Below are 16,187 nucleotides of genomic sequence, written 5' to 3' on the forward strand. Positions count from 1 at the left end.
AATTTTTTTCCCTCCTGCTTTACCTTCTTGCTCTTTTGCTCTCAATTCACTGTTATTAAACAATAAATATAATTGGCTTAGTTTTTGCTTTATTGATGCTGTTAGATAATAGGAGTGTCAAAAAATGGATCGTGCTCTGTATCTTGCCATGAGTGGCGCAAAACAAGATATGTATGGTATGCAAGTTCATGCCAATAACTTGGCAAATGTCAGTACAACAGGTTTTCGTGCCGACTTACAACAGGCGCGCAGTATGCAAGCCTATGGTGAAGGTCTACCTAGCCGAGTGTTTTCAATGACTGAGCGCCCGGGTAATGATTTTGCACAAGGTTCAGTGATCAATACAGGGCGTGATTTAGACGTTGCTATTGAAGGTGATGGTTGGCTTGCTGTAATGGATGTCAAAGGCCAAGAAGCTTACACCCGTGCTGGGCATTTGAAAATTGATCAAACAGGCATGCTACAAAACAGTAATGGTCAATTGGTATTAGGCCAAAACGACAGTCCTATTTTTATCCCACTTCCGATCAGTAAAATTGAAATTGGTAAAGACGGTACAGTGTCGGTTTTACCACAAGGTGCGCCGCCTGATGCAATCGCAGTCGTTGATCGCATCAAATTGGTTAAACCTGATAATCAAGCGTTATTTAAAGATACTGATGGTTTATTTAAATCCATCGGCGAGCGTATTCCGCTTGATGCAGATGCCAGTGTAACACTGGCGAAAGGTATGCTTGAAGGCAGTAACGTGAATGCGGTTTCTGAAATGACCAGCATGATAGATCTTCAGCGCCACTTTGAAATGCAAGTAAAACTGATGAAAACCGCAGAAGAAATGGATAAAGCCTCTTCTTCTCTTATGCGTATTGGCTAATTAAAAGGACAGAACAATGCATCCAGCACTATGGGTAAGTAAAACCGGTCTTGACGCGCAGCAGACAAATATCTCGACTATTTCTAACAACTTGGCTAACGCATCAACCGTTGGTTTTAAAAAAGGTCGCGCGGTTTTTGAAGATCTCTTTTATCAAAATATTAACCAACCGGGCGGTCAGTCAACTCAAGATACCACATTACCAACAGGTTTAATGTTGGGGGCGGGTTCAAAAGTGGTTGCGACACAAAAAGTCTTTACTCAAGGTAATACTCAAACCACCAATAACGCCATGGACATGATGATCGAAGGTGATGGCTTTTTCCAAGTGCTATTACCAGATGGCAACATAGGTTATACCCGTAATGGTCAGTTCACGATTAACTCTGAAGGTCAATTGGTTACCAGTGGTAGTGGCTATCCTGTCCAGCCTGAGATTGTGGTACCTGAAGATGCGGTAGGCATCACCGTCGGTACTGATGGTGAAGTTTCTGCCCGTATTCGTGGAGAGCAAGAAAACCAAGCCTTGGGGCAAATTACGACTGTCGACTTTATTAACCCAGGTGGTATGGAGCCTATCGGTCAGAACTTATTCTTACCAACAGGCGCGAGTGGTGATCCTCAAGAAGGAACGCCAGGCTTAGAAGGATATGGTTCTATTCGCCAATCTATGCTTGAAACGTCCAACGTAAACGTGACGGAAGAGCTTGTGAATATGATTGAAGCACAACGTGTTTATGAGATGAACTCGAAGGTGATTTCAACTGTCGATCAGATGTTGAGTTACGTTAACCAGCAGTTGTAATGATTGGTGGTAATGAATGAATTGCGCTCAGGTAAATAAAATGAATCGTCAGTGGATGAAAAAATCATTACTTCTATTAAGTTTGGCATTAACAGGCTGTGTATCTACACCACCTGATGTTGCTGGCAGTGATATTGAAAAAGCCACCACCAATGTTGATGCGGTAGAAGGTAAAGAGAAAGAGTCGAAAGGGCTGATTGATCGGATCCGTAAACGTGAAGATCCAGAAGCGGGCGATCCCGCTTGGAATCCTGTTCGTCCACAAGATAAACCTGAGCATTACGCAACTGCCACAGGCTCTTTGTTTAATCAATCACAAGTGCAAGATCTGTATGACGACACTAAGCCCCGTGGTATTGGTGATATCGTCACAATTTTACTCGAAGAAAAAACCGCAGCGAAAAAGAGTGCAAGTTCAGATTTAGATAAATCTACCGATTTAAATATGAAGCCAATAGAGCTAGGGGGGAAACCCGTCACCATTCGTGATTACAGCTTGTCTTATGGTATGTCGAACAACAACACATTTGCAGGCTCTACTTCTGCCGATCAAAGTAACAGTATTAAAGGTTCTATTTCAGTTGAAGTGGTTGAGGTTTTAAATAACGGTAACTTGGTTGTACGTGGTGAAAAATGGCTAATGCTTAACACTGGCGAAGAATATATTCGGGTTAGCGGACATATTAGACCTGACGATATTAGCCAAGATAACACCATTGCATCAACACGTATTTCTAATGCGCGGATCCAATACTCAGGTACCGGTGATCGCCAAGATATTCAAGAGCAAAATTGGTTATCACGTTTCTTTAACGTTGCTTTCTAATCAGCCAATTTTGTCAAAACATAGCGTTAGGGACAGGAGAATCCATTGAATTTTCGCGCAATTATTATTACTGGATTAATTTTATTATCTGGCACTGTGGATGCGGCACGTATTAAAGATGTCGCTTCTGTTGCAGGCGTTCGTAGTAACCAACTCGTCGGTTATGGTTTAGTCGTTGGTTTGCCTGGTACTGGCGAGACAACGCCTTTCACCGATCAAAGCTTTAATGCCATGTTGCAAAATTTCGGCATTCAATTGCCGGTAGGTACAAAGCCAAAGATCAAAAACGTTGCCGCTGTTGCCGTTAATGCCACTTTGCCTCCTTTTACCAAACAAGGTCAAAGCATTGATGTTACCGTCTCTTCAATTGGTTCCGCCAAGAGTTTACGAGGTGGTACGTTATTGCAAACTTTCTTAAAAGGTTTAGATGGCAAGGTTTATGCAATAGCTCAAGGTACATTGGTGGTTGGTGGTTTTAGTGCAGAAGGGGCAGATGGCTCTAAAGTTATCGGTAATACGCCAACGGTAGGTCGAATCTCTAACGGTGCAATGGTTGAACAAGAAGTACCGAACCCATTTGGACGCGGTGATTACTTAACCTTTAACCTGCATGATTCAGATTTTACCACGGCACAACGTATGGCAGATTCTATTAATCAGTTTTTAGGGCCTCAAATGGCATCAGCTGTTGATGCAACATCAATAAAAGTGCGAGCACCACGCGATGTTAGCCAGCGAGTTGCGTTCCTATCAACAGTTGAAAACTTAGAGTTTGATCCGGCAGAAGGCTCCGCGAAAATTATCGTAAACTCACGTACTGGTACCATTGTTATTGGCCAGCATGTGAAGTTAAAACCTGCGGCAATCACCCATGGTGGTATGACAGTTTCCATTAAAGAAAATCCACAGGTGAGTCAACCCAATGCCTTTGCTGGTGGTGAAACAACCGTTGTGGAGAACAGTAATATCAACGTACAGCAATCTGATGCACGCATGTTTAAGTTTGAGCCCGGTGTGTCGTTAGATGAGCTTGTTCGAGCGGTGAATCAAGTGGGCGCCGCACCATCAGATCTAATGGCAATTTTACAAGCGCTGAAACAAGCGGGTGCCATTGAAGGGCAGTTAATCATCATTTAACCCTGATGATTTAACTAAAAAGTAATCAACAAGGATTATAATATGAAGCAAATTGATCCCGGTTTTGTCCATGATATTAGTAACCTAGACCGTCTACGTGCGGGTATTGGCGAAGATTCAAAGGGATCATTGCGTCAGGCGGCTAATCAGTTTGAGTCTATCTTTACTCAGATGCTATTTAAGTCAATGCGCGAAGCGAACGAAGCGTTTGAATCTGATTTAATGAGTAGCAATAACAGTAAGTTTTATCAGCAAATGCATGATGAGCAGATGTCATCTCAGCTAAGCACCACTGGAAGTTTGGGCTTGGCTGATATGATTGTTAAGCAATTGGGTGGCGAAGATAACGAACAAAAGCCGCATACTCCAACGACAGATTTATTCCCGAAAAAAGACAATACGGATCCATTGCAGATTCGCCCAATCGATAATAAATCCCAGCCATTAACACTACCGCAACGAGAAGATCAAAACAGTGTTGCGGCACAACAGGTATTAGAAAAATATAAGCAGCGATTACAAAACGCTGATGTTCAGCCGCCATTACGACAACCAGAACCTGATCGTTTTGAAACGCCACAAGCATTTGTTGATCATATGGCACCGTATGCAACGAAAGCGGCACGTGCGTTGGGCACCGATCCAGCAATGTTGATAGCGCAAGCGGCGTTAGAAACCGGTTGGGGTAAAAAAGTGATCAAAAATGCGGCAGGAACGAGTAACAACTTATTTAATATTAAAGCCGATCCACGTTGGAGTGGGCAAAAGGTTGCCACGCGTACATTGGAATATCATAACGGTGTTGCTGTACAAGAAAATGCGGCGTTTCGCTCTTATGGCTCTTATCAAGATAGCTTTCAAGATTTTGTGAAGTTCTTACAACAGAACCCACGTTATTCAACTGCGTTAAAACATAGTGGTGAGCCGAATCAATTTATTCGAGAAATACATAAAGCAGGGTATGCCACCGATCCTAATTACAGTAATAAAGTATTAGCAGTAATGAAAAAGGTGAAAACATTAATGTAAAAAGAAGGGATATATAAAAAAAGCGAATTAAAATAAAACATTTATATTCTATCAAATAATATTTGATGGAAGGCTTTTAGTATCTGAAATATAGGGTTATACAACAATGTCAATAATGTTCGATACCATTTTAATTAGATCGTTACTTTCAAATAAAGCATTTTCTACTTCTTTTTCAGGTACTTGCTTTTCTTCTGTTTTTTTATCGTCAAAATGATCATTAACGAGTGGCACAACAACTTCTTTTAATGCGTAACCAATTAATCCTGATACTAATAAGTTCATAATCATTATCCTTTATGTTTTATTTTAATTTGGGTTGAGCTTTTAAATTATAAACAAATAGCGATTTATTACCATCTTTAAATACTCAAAAATAATCGTTTAATTAAAAAAACTTTTATTATTTTTAATTGGTTCGATTTTTGCAAAGAAGCTATCGTAATGCACGCCTTATATGAATAAGCGTCATTAAGATTGATATAAAACATCACGTTGTTAATGAGTTAGGGAATTAATATGGCGTCGGATTTAATGCAGCTTGGTATCAGTGGTTTGCGTACATCGCAAAAGCAACTTGATGTAACCAGCCATAATATTAGTAACGTGCATACCGCAGGTTATAGCCGTCAGGTGGTCGATCAAAAAGCGGCCGATGCACAATGGAGCGGCGGTAACTATTACGGCAGTGGTGCGTACATTGATAGCGTTAATCGTGCTTATGATCAGTTTGCTGCCCGTGAATTAACCCTCTCTACCACCCAGCTTGAAGCTTCAAATGTTCGTCAACAGCACATGATGATGCTGGATGATTTCACCTCAAAAAGTGCTGTTAACACCGTTAATAGCATGAATAATTTTTATAACTCGGTACGTTCATTGTCAGATCACCCTAACGATCTTGGCTCTCGTCAAACCGTGTTAGAGCATGCCGAACAAGCGGCAAGAAGTTTTAATAATTCTTATGAGACGTTAACCAATATTCGTCGAGATGTGAATGAGCAACTGGATGTAACACTTGAGCGTGTGAATGCATTAGGGCAAGAACTTGCCGCTATTAATACCAGTTTACAAGGCATGCCTGATGGCGATAAAAACCATGACTTGCTGGATAAACAACGAGGCTTAATTAATGAATTAGCCAAATATACCAAAGTGACAGTATTGGCGGATAAAGGCAGCCTTGCCGATAAAGTCATTATTGGTAGCGGTGATACCTTGGTTTCTGGCGTTGAATCATCACAATTAAAAATGGTTAATGGTGATCCTGATTTGGAAGACAAACAGATGGCATTAATTAATGGGAATCAAGCCAAAGCCATTAAAAGTGATCACATTGGCGGCGGATTAGGTGCCATGTTGTCGATCCGTGATGATGTAATAGATAAAAGCCTCGATGAAATGGGGCGAATGGCGATTGGCTTTTCAAAGCAAATAAACGATTTGCAGCAATCGGGTACCGATCTCTCAGGTGCGGTTGGAGGTGCTATTTTTTATGATGTTAACAACCCTAACTTAATGAAAGAGCGAGTATTAAAGCCATTAGGTAGCCAAACTGACATTGATGTCAAAATTGATGATGTAAATGCGTTAAAAACGGGAGAATACCAGCTTACAACTGAATTTGATGGTACTGATTATAGTTTTCGCTTAATCGATCCCACTGGCAATGAGATGAAACAGTCAAACGGCAATCCACTTATATCTCCAACGGCGACAATGCCTTTATCAGTCAGTGTCGATGGTTTAACGTTAACCATGAATACTGTGATGGGCAATCCCCCTGCGGCAGGACAAAGTGAGACCGTCATCATTCAGCCGATGCGTCGTGGTGCGGCTAACATTAGCGTGGAGATGTCAGATCCTCGTGGCCTTGCAGGGAATAAAATATCCAGTATTGAAGCTAACCCAAATAACGTTGGAACAGCAGAGCTCAATAAAGCTGGCGGGTTAGTGCCTGACCAATTAGCGGGCACCTACAGAGTCGACATTATTAACAGCGCTGATTTAACAGCGACCAATAATGCAAGTAACACTGGTACAGCGACGCTGACGGCTATTCAAGCTGCTGGTGCCACAGTGGCACAAGGCACGTATACCCTTAGCTTAAATGGTGCGGGCGATAAACTTAGCATGGTAGATGCTGCAAATAATCCGATTAATTTAGTGGATGCTACGGGTGCTGTTGTTAACGAGCTAGACTATCCACTGACAACAACGGGCAATGTATTAACCATGGTTGCTAGCAATGGTGATCAAATCAGCGTAGCAAGTTTAACTTCAGGTGCAGCGATTGGTGATACGTTTACGTTAGCCATCACCGCTTCTGACAAGTTAACAGTAACGAATACTCAAACGAACACCCTAATGGATTTAAAAGATGATGCGGGTAATACCGTCCAATCACTGGCTTATCCATTAACTAACGTGAGTAAAGAAATTACCTTTGCAGGCCAAACAGCCCCGACATTGTCACTGACGGATAATGGTCAAGTTGGAGATAACTTCACGGTGACTTTAGGCAGGACTAATGCGGTAGGTGGCAACAGTAACTTCTTAGCAATGCAGCAAATTCAGCATGGCAAAACCATGAATGAGGGCAAATCGAGTGTGATTGATTTGTTTGAAGGGTTAGCAACAGACATTGGTATGTTAAAGAATAATGCGGATAAAACTGCAGAAGTCAATCAATTGGATTTTGATGCCGCGTCCGAGCGAGTATCGAACTTATCGGGTGTTAATCTTGATGAAGAAGCCGCTAATCTTATGAAGTTCCAGCAATCTTACATGGCATCATCTCGGATCATGTCAGTGGCTAAAGAAACCTTTGATACCTTAATGCGTACCGTGTAGTAGGAGTAAATCATGATTAACCGAGTTTCTACTGCTAGCCAGTATCAAAGTTTAACCTCGAATTTAATGCGTAAGCAGGGTGAACTAAATACCAGTAATGAACATTTAGCGACGGGTCGACGCGTATTAACCGCCGGTGACGATCCTGTTTCATCAGTAATGATTCAGAATTATCGTCAAGAGCAGACACTCATCACGCAATATCAAGATGCGATAACATTAGCGACCAACCGCATGAATGTGACGGAATCAACGTTAACGGGTGTAGAGAACAATCTTGATGTGACGAAACAAAAAGTCATTCGCATGATCAATGGTGCTATGGCTGCAGAAGATCGCAGTGCCTTTAAAGATGAATTGCAGAGCCTTTATGATGAGTTATTGGGGCTGGCAAATACACAAGATGAATCGGGTAACTATATTTTTGCAGGTACACAATCAGCCACCAAACCTTTTATGCAAAATGGGCAAACGCCGCCAACCATTGTTTATCAAGGGGATGATCAAGCGCGTCATAGCCAAATAGATAAAAACTTAGAGGTGAAGACCAGCTTAACGGGTAATGATGTCTTCATGGCGATACCCAACCCTTACGGTGATTACCGGCCTGACTTTTCTGGTTTACAACCAGACTCGCAGCTACATATTTTAACGGCAACAAATAGCAATCCGAATGACAGCAATAATTACAGTGTTAAGTTTGTCGATAATGCTGGTGTAATGGAATATCAACTTTATCAAGGGGACCCAACAACGGGGGTACTATTAGATCAAAATACTTATGATCCTAAAGTGGGGGTAAACTTTGATCTCGCAGCTGCTGGTGGTGCGGGGACGTTAGACTTTCAATTTGATGGTGAAATCAAACTGGGTGATAGTGTCGCGTTAACCCCGAGTAAAACCTTTAACGTTTTAGATTCTCTTAAAGATGCGATTAACAACGCAGAGCAGCCAACGTCATCAGCAGAAGGTAATGCCAATTTACAACGTGTTATTGATGATTTAAATGGCGCATTCATTCACATGAACCAGCAGCGCTCGCAGGTTGGTAGTGTGTTACAAACCCTTGATAGACAGGGCGAACAACACAAAGATTTTGAATTAACCTTGAATAAAGCACAAAGCGGCTTAGAAGATCTTGATTACAGCAAAGCGATCATTGATATGAATGAACAATCGATGGCACTGCAAGCATCACAGGCTGCGTTTAATAAGACAAAAGAACTCACATTATTTAATTATTTATAGCTATCTGTCATAGAATTAAGCGGCAATAAGTTGCCGCTTTTTTTTGTCTAACTTACTGTAAAAAAATAAAGTTAACCCTTGATAAGAAAAAAATAAAAAAAACATTAAAGCATTTTCTCGCCGTGCCGTTAAAGAAATCACAACAGGAAATACTTAGTTAGCCCGGGAATCGCTGGGTATCAAATCAAGGAGCTACAATTATGGCTGTTACAGTTAATACTAACGTCTCTGCAATGACCGCCCAGCGTTACCTAAACGGTGCAAGCAACGGCGTTGCTAATAGCATGGAAAAACTTTCTTCTGGTCTTCGCATTAACTCTGCAAAAGATGATGCTGCAGGTCTTCAAATCTCAAACCGTTTAACCAGCCAAACAAACGGTCTAAACGTAGCAATGCGTAATGCCAACGACGGTATCTCAATGGCGCAAACCGCTGAAGGCGCGATGTCAGAAACAACAAACATGCTTCAACGTATGCGTGATTTGTCTCTTCAAGCAGCGAATGGCTCAAACTCAGCTGAAGACCGTGAAGCACTTCAAAAAGAAGTAAGTGCCTTACAAACAGAAATGACCCGTATTGCAGATACTACAACGTTTGGTGGTCAACAGTTATTAGATGGTACTTTCGGTACGAAATCCTTCCAAGTTGGCTCAAATGCGAATGAGACTATTGATGTTTCATTATCAAGTGTTGCTTCTGGCGATATTGGTCAACACCAGAAATCAGGTGCTGGTACTGTATTTGGCGCAGCAGCAGCAGCAGGCACAGCATACGGTTTAGCAACAGGCGCAAGTGATATAGTTTTATCAGGTCCAAATGGTGTTTCAGCTACTACTGATATTTCAACAATGGATGCTAAAGCAGCAGCTGATGCCTTGAGTGCATTGGGTACTGGTGTTGAAGCTAAGGCTACGGCTCGTGTTGAGTTGGATAATTTGACTGCTTCCGATACTGGTACACTGGAGATTGGTACAACAAGTTATGACTTAAGCTCTTATAATGGTGATATGTCTGAGCTTGCAAGTGATATCGGTAAAGATGGTTATAATGCTACTTATGATAAGTCTACAGGTAAATTGCAGATCGAAGCTGAAGATGTTGCAGGTATTAAAGCTGTAGGTCCTGCAGGCGGTACATTAACTATGGCGGCAGTTGATCCTTCAACGGGAGTTGCTGGTACAGCTGCTACTGTTAATGTTGGTGGTGCTGTAGTTAATTCTGAATTAACTTTTAGTTCTAGTGATAAGTTTACGGTAACTGGTACTGCTACAGCCATTACTACTGCAGCTGGTAACTCATCTTTAAGTACTGTTAAAGATATCGATATTACAAGTCAGAGTGGTGCTCAAGGCGCACTAGACGTTATTGACGCAGCTATTGCTGGGATTGACTCACAACGAGCAGATTTGGGTGCGGTACAAAACCGTTTTAACCACACGTTAAATAACCTTGCGAACATCAATGAAAACGTAAATGCATCAAACAGCCGTATTAAAGATGTCGATTTCGCAGCTGAAACCACTAACATGACGAAGAACCAAATTCTGCAACAAGCAAGTACTTCAATTCTTGCGCAAGCTAAGCAGATCCCACAAGCGGCACTTAGCCTACTGGGTTAATCATTCAAATGAAGCCCTGTATATTCAATACAGGGCTTTTTACTTACAGCGATATCGCTAAGGACTGGCTATGGCGATCAATCCGATAACTATCTTTTCATCGTCTTTAACCTCTAATCAGGATATGGAAGGCGATAAGAAAGTTCGTCACACTTCCCCTCAAGGTGTAGAGCAACAAACTGTTAGCTCTGAATCTTCCCTATCATCGATAAAGGCTGTTAATCCTATTGATTCCAGTGACATTGACGATCCCCTTAATTCATCTTTGCTAGAGCAAAAGTCGGAACAAGAGAGAATTAAGCAGATTGAAATGGCATTACAATCTGCCAATCGTTCGTTACGTTTCCATCAAGATGATGAGTCAGGTAAACCAATTGCCACCATAGTTGATAACAAAACGGGTGAAGTTATTCGCCAAGTTCCGGCACAAGAATTGCTAGATTTAAACAAAAATTTGGCCAAGTACGGTTTAGGCTCGTTAAGTCATAAAGTGTAAAAGGAAAACTCATGGGGTTAAGTGCAGGTGGTTTAGCTTCTGGCTTAGATGTGGCGGGCATGACGCAACAATTGGTTGCCGCCGAGCGTACGCCAAAAGAGCAACGCATTAAAGAGCAGCAACAAAAACTGGAAGTACAGTTAAGTGGCTACGGGCAAATTAAATCGGCGGTATCTGGTTTAGAAGATATGGTGAAAAAATTTGCTGAAGATAAAGTATTTGCAGGTCAATCAGCTAAATCATCTGAGAAAGATTTTGTCTCTGTTGAAGCATCAGATAAAGCAAAAAATGGTAGTTATACCGTTGAAGTGTTAGAAATTGCCAAATCTCATAAAGTGGTCACTAACAGTGCTTTTGATGCCGATCCTAAAGCACAACTGGGATCGGGCGATTTGGAAATTACCGTTGATGGTAAAACCATGTCTGTCACCATTGATCAAGATAAAAGCAGCTTAAAAGATGTACTGAATGCAATTAACAATTCTGCAGATAACCCTGGTGTAACGGCAACAGTTATTAATGATGCCAATGGTTCGAAAATTGTTTTTTCAAGCACTGATACCGGTGTTGCCAATGAAATTTCTATTGATGCTTCAGGGATGACGGGCGAGCTAGCCAAATTAAGCTTTGATCCTGCCAATCCAACAGCCAATGCCGATATGGTTGAGATGCAAAACGGTGTTGATGCCAAAATAAAAATTGATAACTTCACCGAGATCACTAGTAGTAGTAATAAAATCGAAGATGCCATTGAAGGTGTGACGCTTGATATTAAAAAACTCACCAATACTGACGATGTTAAGTTCGCAACGATTGATATCACCAACGACACTTCAACGGCAAAGTCTTCAATTGAAGACTTTGTTGAAAAGTACAATGAGTTTATCGATACCGCTGATAGTTTAAGTAAATACGATACAGAGTCTAAATCTAGTGGGCCATTAAACGGTGATAGTTTAACCCGTTCAATTATCAGTCAAATGCGAAATATGATGAATGCGGGTATCGAAGTTGATGGTAGAACTTATAGCTTAAGTGACTTTGGTATTACCACTGACCGTTATGGAAAAATCGAGATTGATGATGAAAAGTTAGATGAGTCTTTAAAAGATAATTTTAATGCATTTAATTCTTTCTTCCATACCGATGAAAAAGGCTTTCTTGATAAGGCTGAAGCTATTTTTAAAGGTTACACCAGTTCAACGGACGGCTCTCTAACCAATAAAGAGAAAAGTTTAAAAGAGCAGCAAGACAGATTAAACGATGATATGGATGATTTAAATGAGCGAATGAAAGCTTATGAAGAACGAACCTATCAACAGTTTACCGCGATGGATGCAGCTATTGGAAAAATGAATAATCAGCTGAATACCATGATGAGCCTAATGACATTTTAAAGTGAATGAAAAATGGAAAAATTAACTCAACTCGAACAGCAGATTGAACAGCTTTTGCAGCAGCAAGATTATCCTGATGATTTTCCTCAACAATTGGAAAATTTGGTTGCTCTGCGTCATCAAGAAGTAGAAAACATCTTAGGGCAACCGGATTTAACGCGTGTCGTGTTTGATGATGTGGTTGCACGAACGAAAGCATTAAAAAGCTTAATTCAAAAACACAAAGACATTATTGGCGAGCGATTAGTGCGTTCTAAAAAGAGCAAACAATCGTTATCACTGTATAGCAATATTCAACAAAACGGTTTATAGCCTTCTTGGTTTTGTTGATTTTGATTTCACTTATTAAATAAGGGATTACATCATGCGTGGTTCTCTTCAGGCATATAAAAAAGTTTCAGTAAACGCACAATTAGCCAGTGCTTCTCCTCACCGTATTATTCAAATGCTGTATGCAGGGGCGATTGAGCGTTTAATTCAAGGAAAAGCGGCAATGGAGCAAGGCGATGTTGCGGTTAAATGCGAGCGTTTAAGCAAAGCATTAGATATTGTACTAAGTCTGCGTGATTGCTTATCAATGGAAGACGGTGGTGATATTTCCAAGAACCTTGATGCCCTATATGAGTTTATGGCTGCAGAGATCAGCCGAGCAAATGCCGAAAACCAAACTAAGCCCATTGATGATGTGATTGGTATGCTACGTGAGATCAAATCAGCGTGGGATCAAATCCCAACTGAGTATCATCATTTAAGTGAAGCGAGTTAATTAATAAAGTTAAGTGTTAAAATGCATATAGGCAGGATAACACTATAAAAAATGGTAATAACTCTTCAAATATAGGATGAATAGCTGTAAATGCGCAATATTCGTCCTATTGTTTTATCTATCCTTGTATTGGTATCACACCTTTCCGTTATCAAATATTGCCTTCTCCTATGGTTTAATTACAATAGATACCAATAATATTGGCAGTGGTTCGCATTTCTATTAAATAAGCCAATAATTACATCATTTTATGAAGGCAGGCTATATCCATTCTATGCAAGGTTTAGCAAAGACACTCGTTATTGAGGACGATCAACAGCAACGTCATGATCTCAGTGTAATTCTGGGGTTTGTTGGTGAGCAGTGTGAAATTATCTCGTCACAGAGTATTGATGCATCATTATGGCAGCAGTCATGGGGCGCATGTTTACTGGGCAATATTGAAGTAAATAAACATTTATCTCATATCGTAGATGCATTAAAAATTCATGCCCATATTCCTGTTGTATCGCTTGGAAATCACCGTGCTCATCTTTCTGGTTTAGCGAATTATGTTGGCGATCTAGAGTTACCTTTGCATTATAACCAACTCGTTGATGCTTTCCGTCATTGCCAAGAATACATGGGTAAACGTGCTTACCAAGTTCCTCAGCTAGGGCGTAAAAATACCTTATTCCGTAGCATGGTTGGTAGTAGCTCTACAATTAGTCAGATCCGTCACCTTATGGAGCAAGTGGCTGCTTGTGATGCCAGTGTGCTGATTTTAGGTGAATCTGGTACAGGCAAAGAAGTCGTGGCACGTAACGTTCATTATCACTCTGCGCGTGGTAAAGGTCCGTTTGTTCCTGTTAACTGTGGTGCTATTCCGCCAGATTTACTGGAAAGTGAATTGTTTGGTCATGAAAAAGGGGCATTTACTGGTGCGATTTCTGCACGTAAAGGCCGTTTTGAATTAGCTGAAGGTGGTACGTTATTTCTTGATGAAATCGGTGATATGCCGATGTCGATGCAAGTTAAGCTCCTACGCGTTTTGCAAGAACGAAGCTTTGAACGTGTTGGTGGTAGTCAAACCATTAAAACCAACGTACGTATTGTTGCAGCAACACACCGCGATTTAGACAAAATGATCCATGAGAATTTATTCCGTGAAGATTTGTACTATCGCCTTAATGTTTTTCCTATTGATATGCCCGCATTGCGTGAACGTATTGAGGATTTGCCTTTATTACTTCAAGAGTTGCTTACTCGAATGGAAGCTGAAGGTGCGAAACGCATTCACTTCACACCGCGTGCGATTAATTCATTAATGGAGCATAACTGGCCGGGTAACGTACGTGAACTTGCAAACCTTGTTGAGCGTTTATGTATTCTGTACCCCGGTGAAATGGTCGATACTAATCATTTGCCGATTAAGTATCGCTACGGCCAACTTCCTGACTTTACGCCAGAAAGTTCTCAACCAAGTGTTGAGGAATTAGAGCAAGAAGCATTAGCAAGTATGTTTTCATCATATGAAGATGAGCAAACAGGTGTAAATAGCGAGCTTCCTCCTGAAGGGCTAAATTTAAAAGAAATGTTAGCTGATCTTGAAGTTGATATGATCAAGCAAGCGTTAGATGCTCAGTCAGGTGTTGTTGCAAGGGCGGCTGATATGCTTGGTATGCGACGCACTACGTTAGTAGAAAAAATGCGTAAATATGGTCTGAATAAAGAAGGCTTATAGAGCGTCATGAATTTATACAAAGCCGATGCCATTAATTTGACATCGGCTTTTTTATTCCTCATAGCAATCGAAATAGCAGGTTGTTAATACATCACTTTCAACAGAGCGGGCTAACAATCACTTTCTTTTAATTTATTTTTAGCAATAACCTCTCAAAAAACTGCTGCCAATCTGTATTTTTTTAGCCAATTCCATAAAACTCTAATATATTGTCATTTTTTTGACATTGTTTTTTTGTCATGACTATTTTGTAATTGCATGATTTAAAAGAATAATACATGGCATGTAAATTGCTTTTTTATGAATTAGATTGGATTTTTTGTTATTAGGTTTCATGCATGGATGATAAAGCGGTTGTGATTGGGGCATTAGAACAACAAGTTGAACGTTATCAACAAGTGCTGGAAGTGATGCCTGTTGGTGTCATTTTACTCGATCCTAAAGGCATTATTTGTGAAACCAATAATGAAGCATTACGTTTGCTCGGCGAGCCCCTTGAAGGTGAACGTTGGGTAGATATTATCCAGCGCTGTTTTCAGCCTCAGGAAGATGATGGACACGAAATTTCACTGCGCTCTGGCGCTAAGGTAAAATTAGCTATTTCAGCCTCTTCGGCTGGACAGTTAATTGTCATTACAGACATGACAGAAACGCGCCGATTACAATCACGATTAAGTGAAATGCAGCGACTGTCGTCCTTAGGAAAAATGGTGGCATCCTTGGCGCATCAAGTCAGAACACCATTATCGAGTGCGATGTTATACGCCGCTAATTTATCTGCCCCTAACTTGCCAGTAACAACCCGTGAACGCTTCCAAAGTAAACTTGTCGATCGTCTTCAAGATCTTGAAAAACAAGTTAATGATATGCTGCTGTTCGCCAAAGGTGGTGATAATAAAGTGGTTAATTGTTTTTCATTAGAAAGTTTACTTAATAGTATGGAAAACATGGTTGAAGCCTTGGTGATGAGCCAAAATGTTGATTTTAGTATTGACTGTGATGATGAATCACTGGCTATTTTAGGCAATGAAAATGCACTGGCGAGCGCTATCAGTAACCTAATTACAAACGCTATCCAAATGTCAGGTAAAGGCTGTACTGTTGCTGTGTCTTGTTATGCCGTAGGTGACGAAATTTTGTTATCAGTCACTGATAATGGCCCCGGTATTGCGACAGAGCTCCAAAGCAAGGTCTTAGAGCCTTTCTTTACCACTCGAAAACAAGGTACAGGGTTGGGATTAGCCGTTGTTCAAATGGTGGCACTCGCGCATCGTGGCAAGTTGTCTTTAATATCAGAGTTAGGTAAAGGGGCATGCTTTACTTTAACCCTTCCCATTGCCTCACAGCAGAATATGCAATCACAGTTAGCCGCATCGTGAGCATTAAAGTGCCAGAGCTTACTCATGGAGAGAAG

Annotated in this window: 15 protein-coding genes; 14 read left to right on the forward strand and 1 reads right to left on the reverse strand. The window is 40.9% G+C overall.

The features are described 5' to 3' along the window. Window positions 1-124: 124 nt before the first annotated feature. The 5 genes from flgF to flgJ are packed head-to-tail and all read left to right on the forward strand — an operon-like array spanning window position 125 to window position 4,671. Window positions 125-874 (forward strand): flagellar basal-body rod protein FlgF, encoded by a 750-nt coding sequence (flgF, locus tag C9J42_RS00685; protein ID WP_107205479.1) that lies wholly within the window; start codon window positions 125-127, stop codon window positions 872-874. Window positions 875-890: 16 nt separating this feature from the next. Further along, entirely contained in the window at window positions 891-1,679 is a 789-nt protein-coding gene (gene flgG / locus C9J42_RS00690) for a flagellar basal-body rod protein FlgG (protein ID WP_107205480.1), read from the forward strand. Window positions 1,680-1,734: 55 nt separating this feature from the next. Next, window positions 1,735-2,505 (forward strand): flagellar basal body L-ring protein FlgH, encoded by a 771-nt coding sequence (flgH, locus tag C9J42_RS00695; protein ID WP_199187034.1) that lies wholly within the window; start codon window positions 1,735-1,737, stop codon window positions 2,503-2,505. A gap of 45 nt (window positions 2,506-2,550) precedes the next feature. Continuing rightward, on the forward strand, window positions 2,551-3,642 hold the full coding sequence (locus C9J42_RS00700) for a flagellar basal body P-ring protein FlgI (protein WP_006646763.1): 1,092 nt from the start codon (window positions 2,551-2,553) through the stop codon (window positions 3,640-3,642). 42 nt (window positions 3,643-3,684) lie between these two features. Beyond that, window positions 3,685-4,671, forward strand: coding sequence for a flagellar assembly peptidoglycan hydrolase FlgJ (flgJ, locus tag C9J42_RS00705; RefSeq protein WP_107301585.1), 987 nt, complete (start codon window positions 3,685-3,687; stop codon window positions 4,669-4,671). A 96-nt stretch (window positions 4,672-4,767) separates the two neighbouring features. Here flgJ and C9J42_RS00710 read toward each other — a convergent pair whose 3' ends face one another. Then, on the reverse strand, window positions 4,768-4,956 hold the full coding sequence (locus C9J42_RS00710) for a flagellar hook protein (RefSeq protein ID WP_107205483.1): 189 nt from the start codon (window positions 4,954-4,956) through the stop codon (window positions 4,768-4,770). Between the two features lie 234 nt (window positions 4,957-5,190). Between C9J42_RS00710 and flgK the strand changes: the two genes are divergently transcribed. From flgK to C9J42_RS00755, 9 genes are all read left to right on the forward strand, one after another. After that, the gene (gene flgK, locus C9J42_RS00715; RefSeq protein WP_107301586.1) at window positions 5,191-7,524 is read left to right on the forward strand and encodes a flagellar hook-associated protein FlgK; all 2,334 of its coding nucleotides are present in this window, start codon (window positions 5,191-5,193) and stop codon (window positions 7,522-7,524) included. Between the two features lie 12 nt (window positions 7,525-7,536). Further along, entirely contained in the window at window positions 7,537-8,772 is a 1,236-nt protein-coding gene (gene flgL / locus C9J42_RS00720) for a flagellar hook-associated protein FlgL (protein ID WP_107301587.1), read from the forward strand. 200 nt (window positions 8,773-8,972) lie between these two features. Then, complete coding sequence (locus tag C9J42_RS00725; protein WP_107205486.1) at window positions 8,973-10,391, forward strand: flagellin; 1,419 nt, start codon at window positions 8,973-8,975, stop codon at window positions 10,389-10,391. Window positions 10,392-10,461: 70 nt separating this feature from the next. Continuing rightward, on the forward strand, window positions 10,462-10,887 hold the full coding sequence (locus C9J42_RS00730) for a flagellar protein FlaG (RefSeq protein ID WP_107205487.1): 426 nt from the start codon (window positions 10,462-10,464) through the stop codon (window positions 10,885-10,887). 11 nt (window positions 10,888-10,898) lie between these two features. Beyond that, window positions 10,899-12,284 carry a flagellar filament capping protein FliD gene (gene fliD / locus C9J42_RS00735; RefSeq protein ID WP_107205488.1) on the forward strand — a complete coding sequence of 462 codons (1,386 nt, stop codon included), beginning with the start codon at window positions 10,899-10,901 and terminating at the stop codon, window positions 12,282-12,284. A gap of 12 nt (window positions 12,285-12,296) precedes the next feature. Continuing rightward, entirely contained in the window at window positions 12,297-12,596 is a 300-nt protein-coding gene (locus C9J42_RS00740; protein WP_107205489.1) for a flagellar biosynthesis protein FliS, read from the forward strand. A 52-nt stretch (window positions 12,597-12,648) separates the two neighbouring features. Then, a complete protein-coding gene (gene fliS / locus C9J42_RS00745) occupies window positions 12,649-13,050 on the forward strand; it encodes a flagellar export chaperone FliS (protein WP_107292091.1) in 402 nt (133 codons plus the stop codon). Between the two features lie 274 nt (window positions 13,051-13,324). Beyond that, a complete protein-coding gene (locus C9J42_RS00750; RefSeq protein WP_107205491.1) occupies window positions 13,325-14,773 on the forward strand; it encodes a sigma-54 dependent transcriptional regulator in 1,449 nt (482 codons plus the stop codon). 338 nt (window positions 14,774-15,111) lie between these two features. Next, window positions 15,112-16,152 carry a PAS domain-containing sensor histidine kinase gene (locus C9J42_RS00755; RefSeq protein ID WP_107205492.1) on the forward strand — a complete coding sequence of 347 codons (1,041 nt, stop codon included), beginning with the start codon at window positions 15,112-15,114 and terminating at the stop codon, window positions 16,150-16,152. Window positions 16,153-16,187: the final 35 nt, after the last annotated feature.

Source organism: Photobacterium sp. GB-56 (genome assembly GCF_003026105.1).
GTDB lineage: Bacteria > Pseudomonadota > Gammaproteobacteria > Enterobacterales > Vibrionaceae > Photobacterium.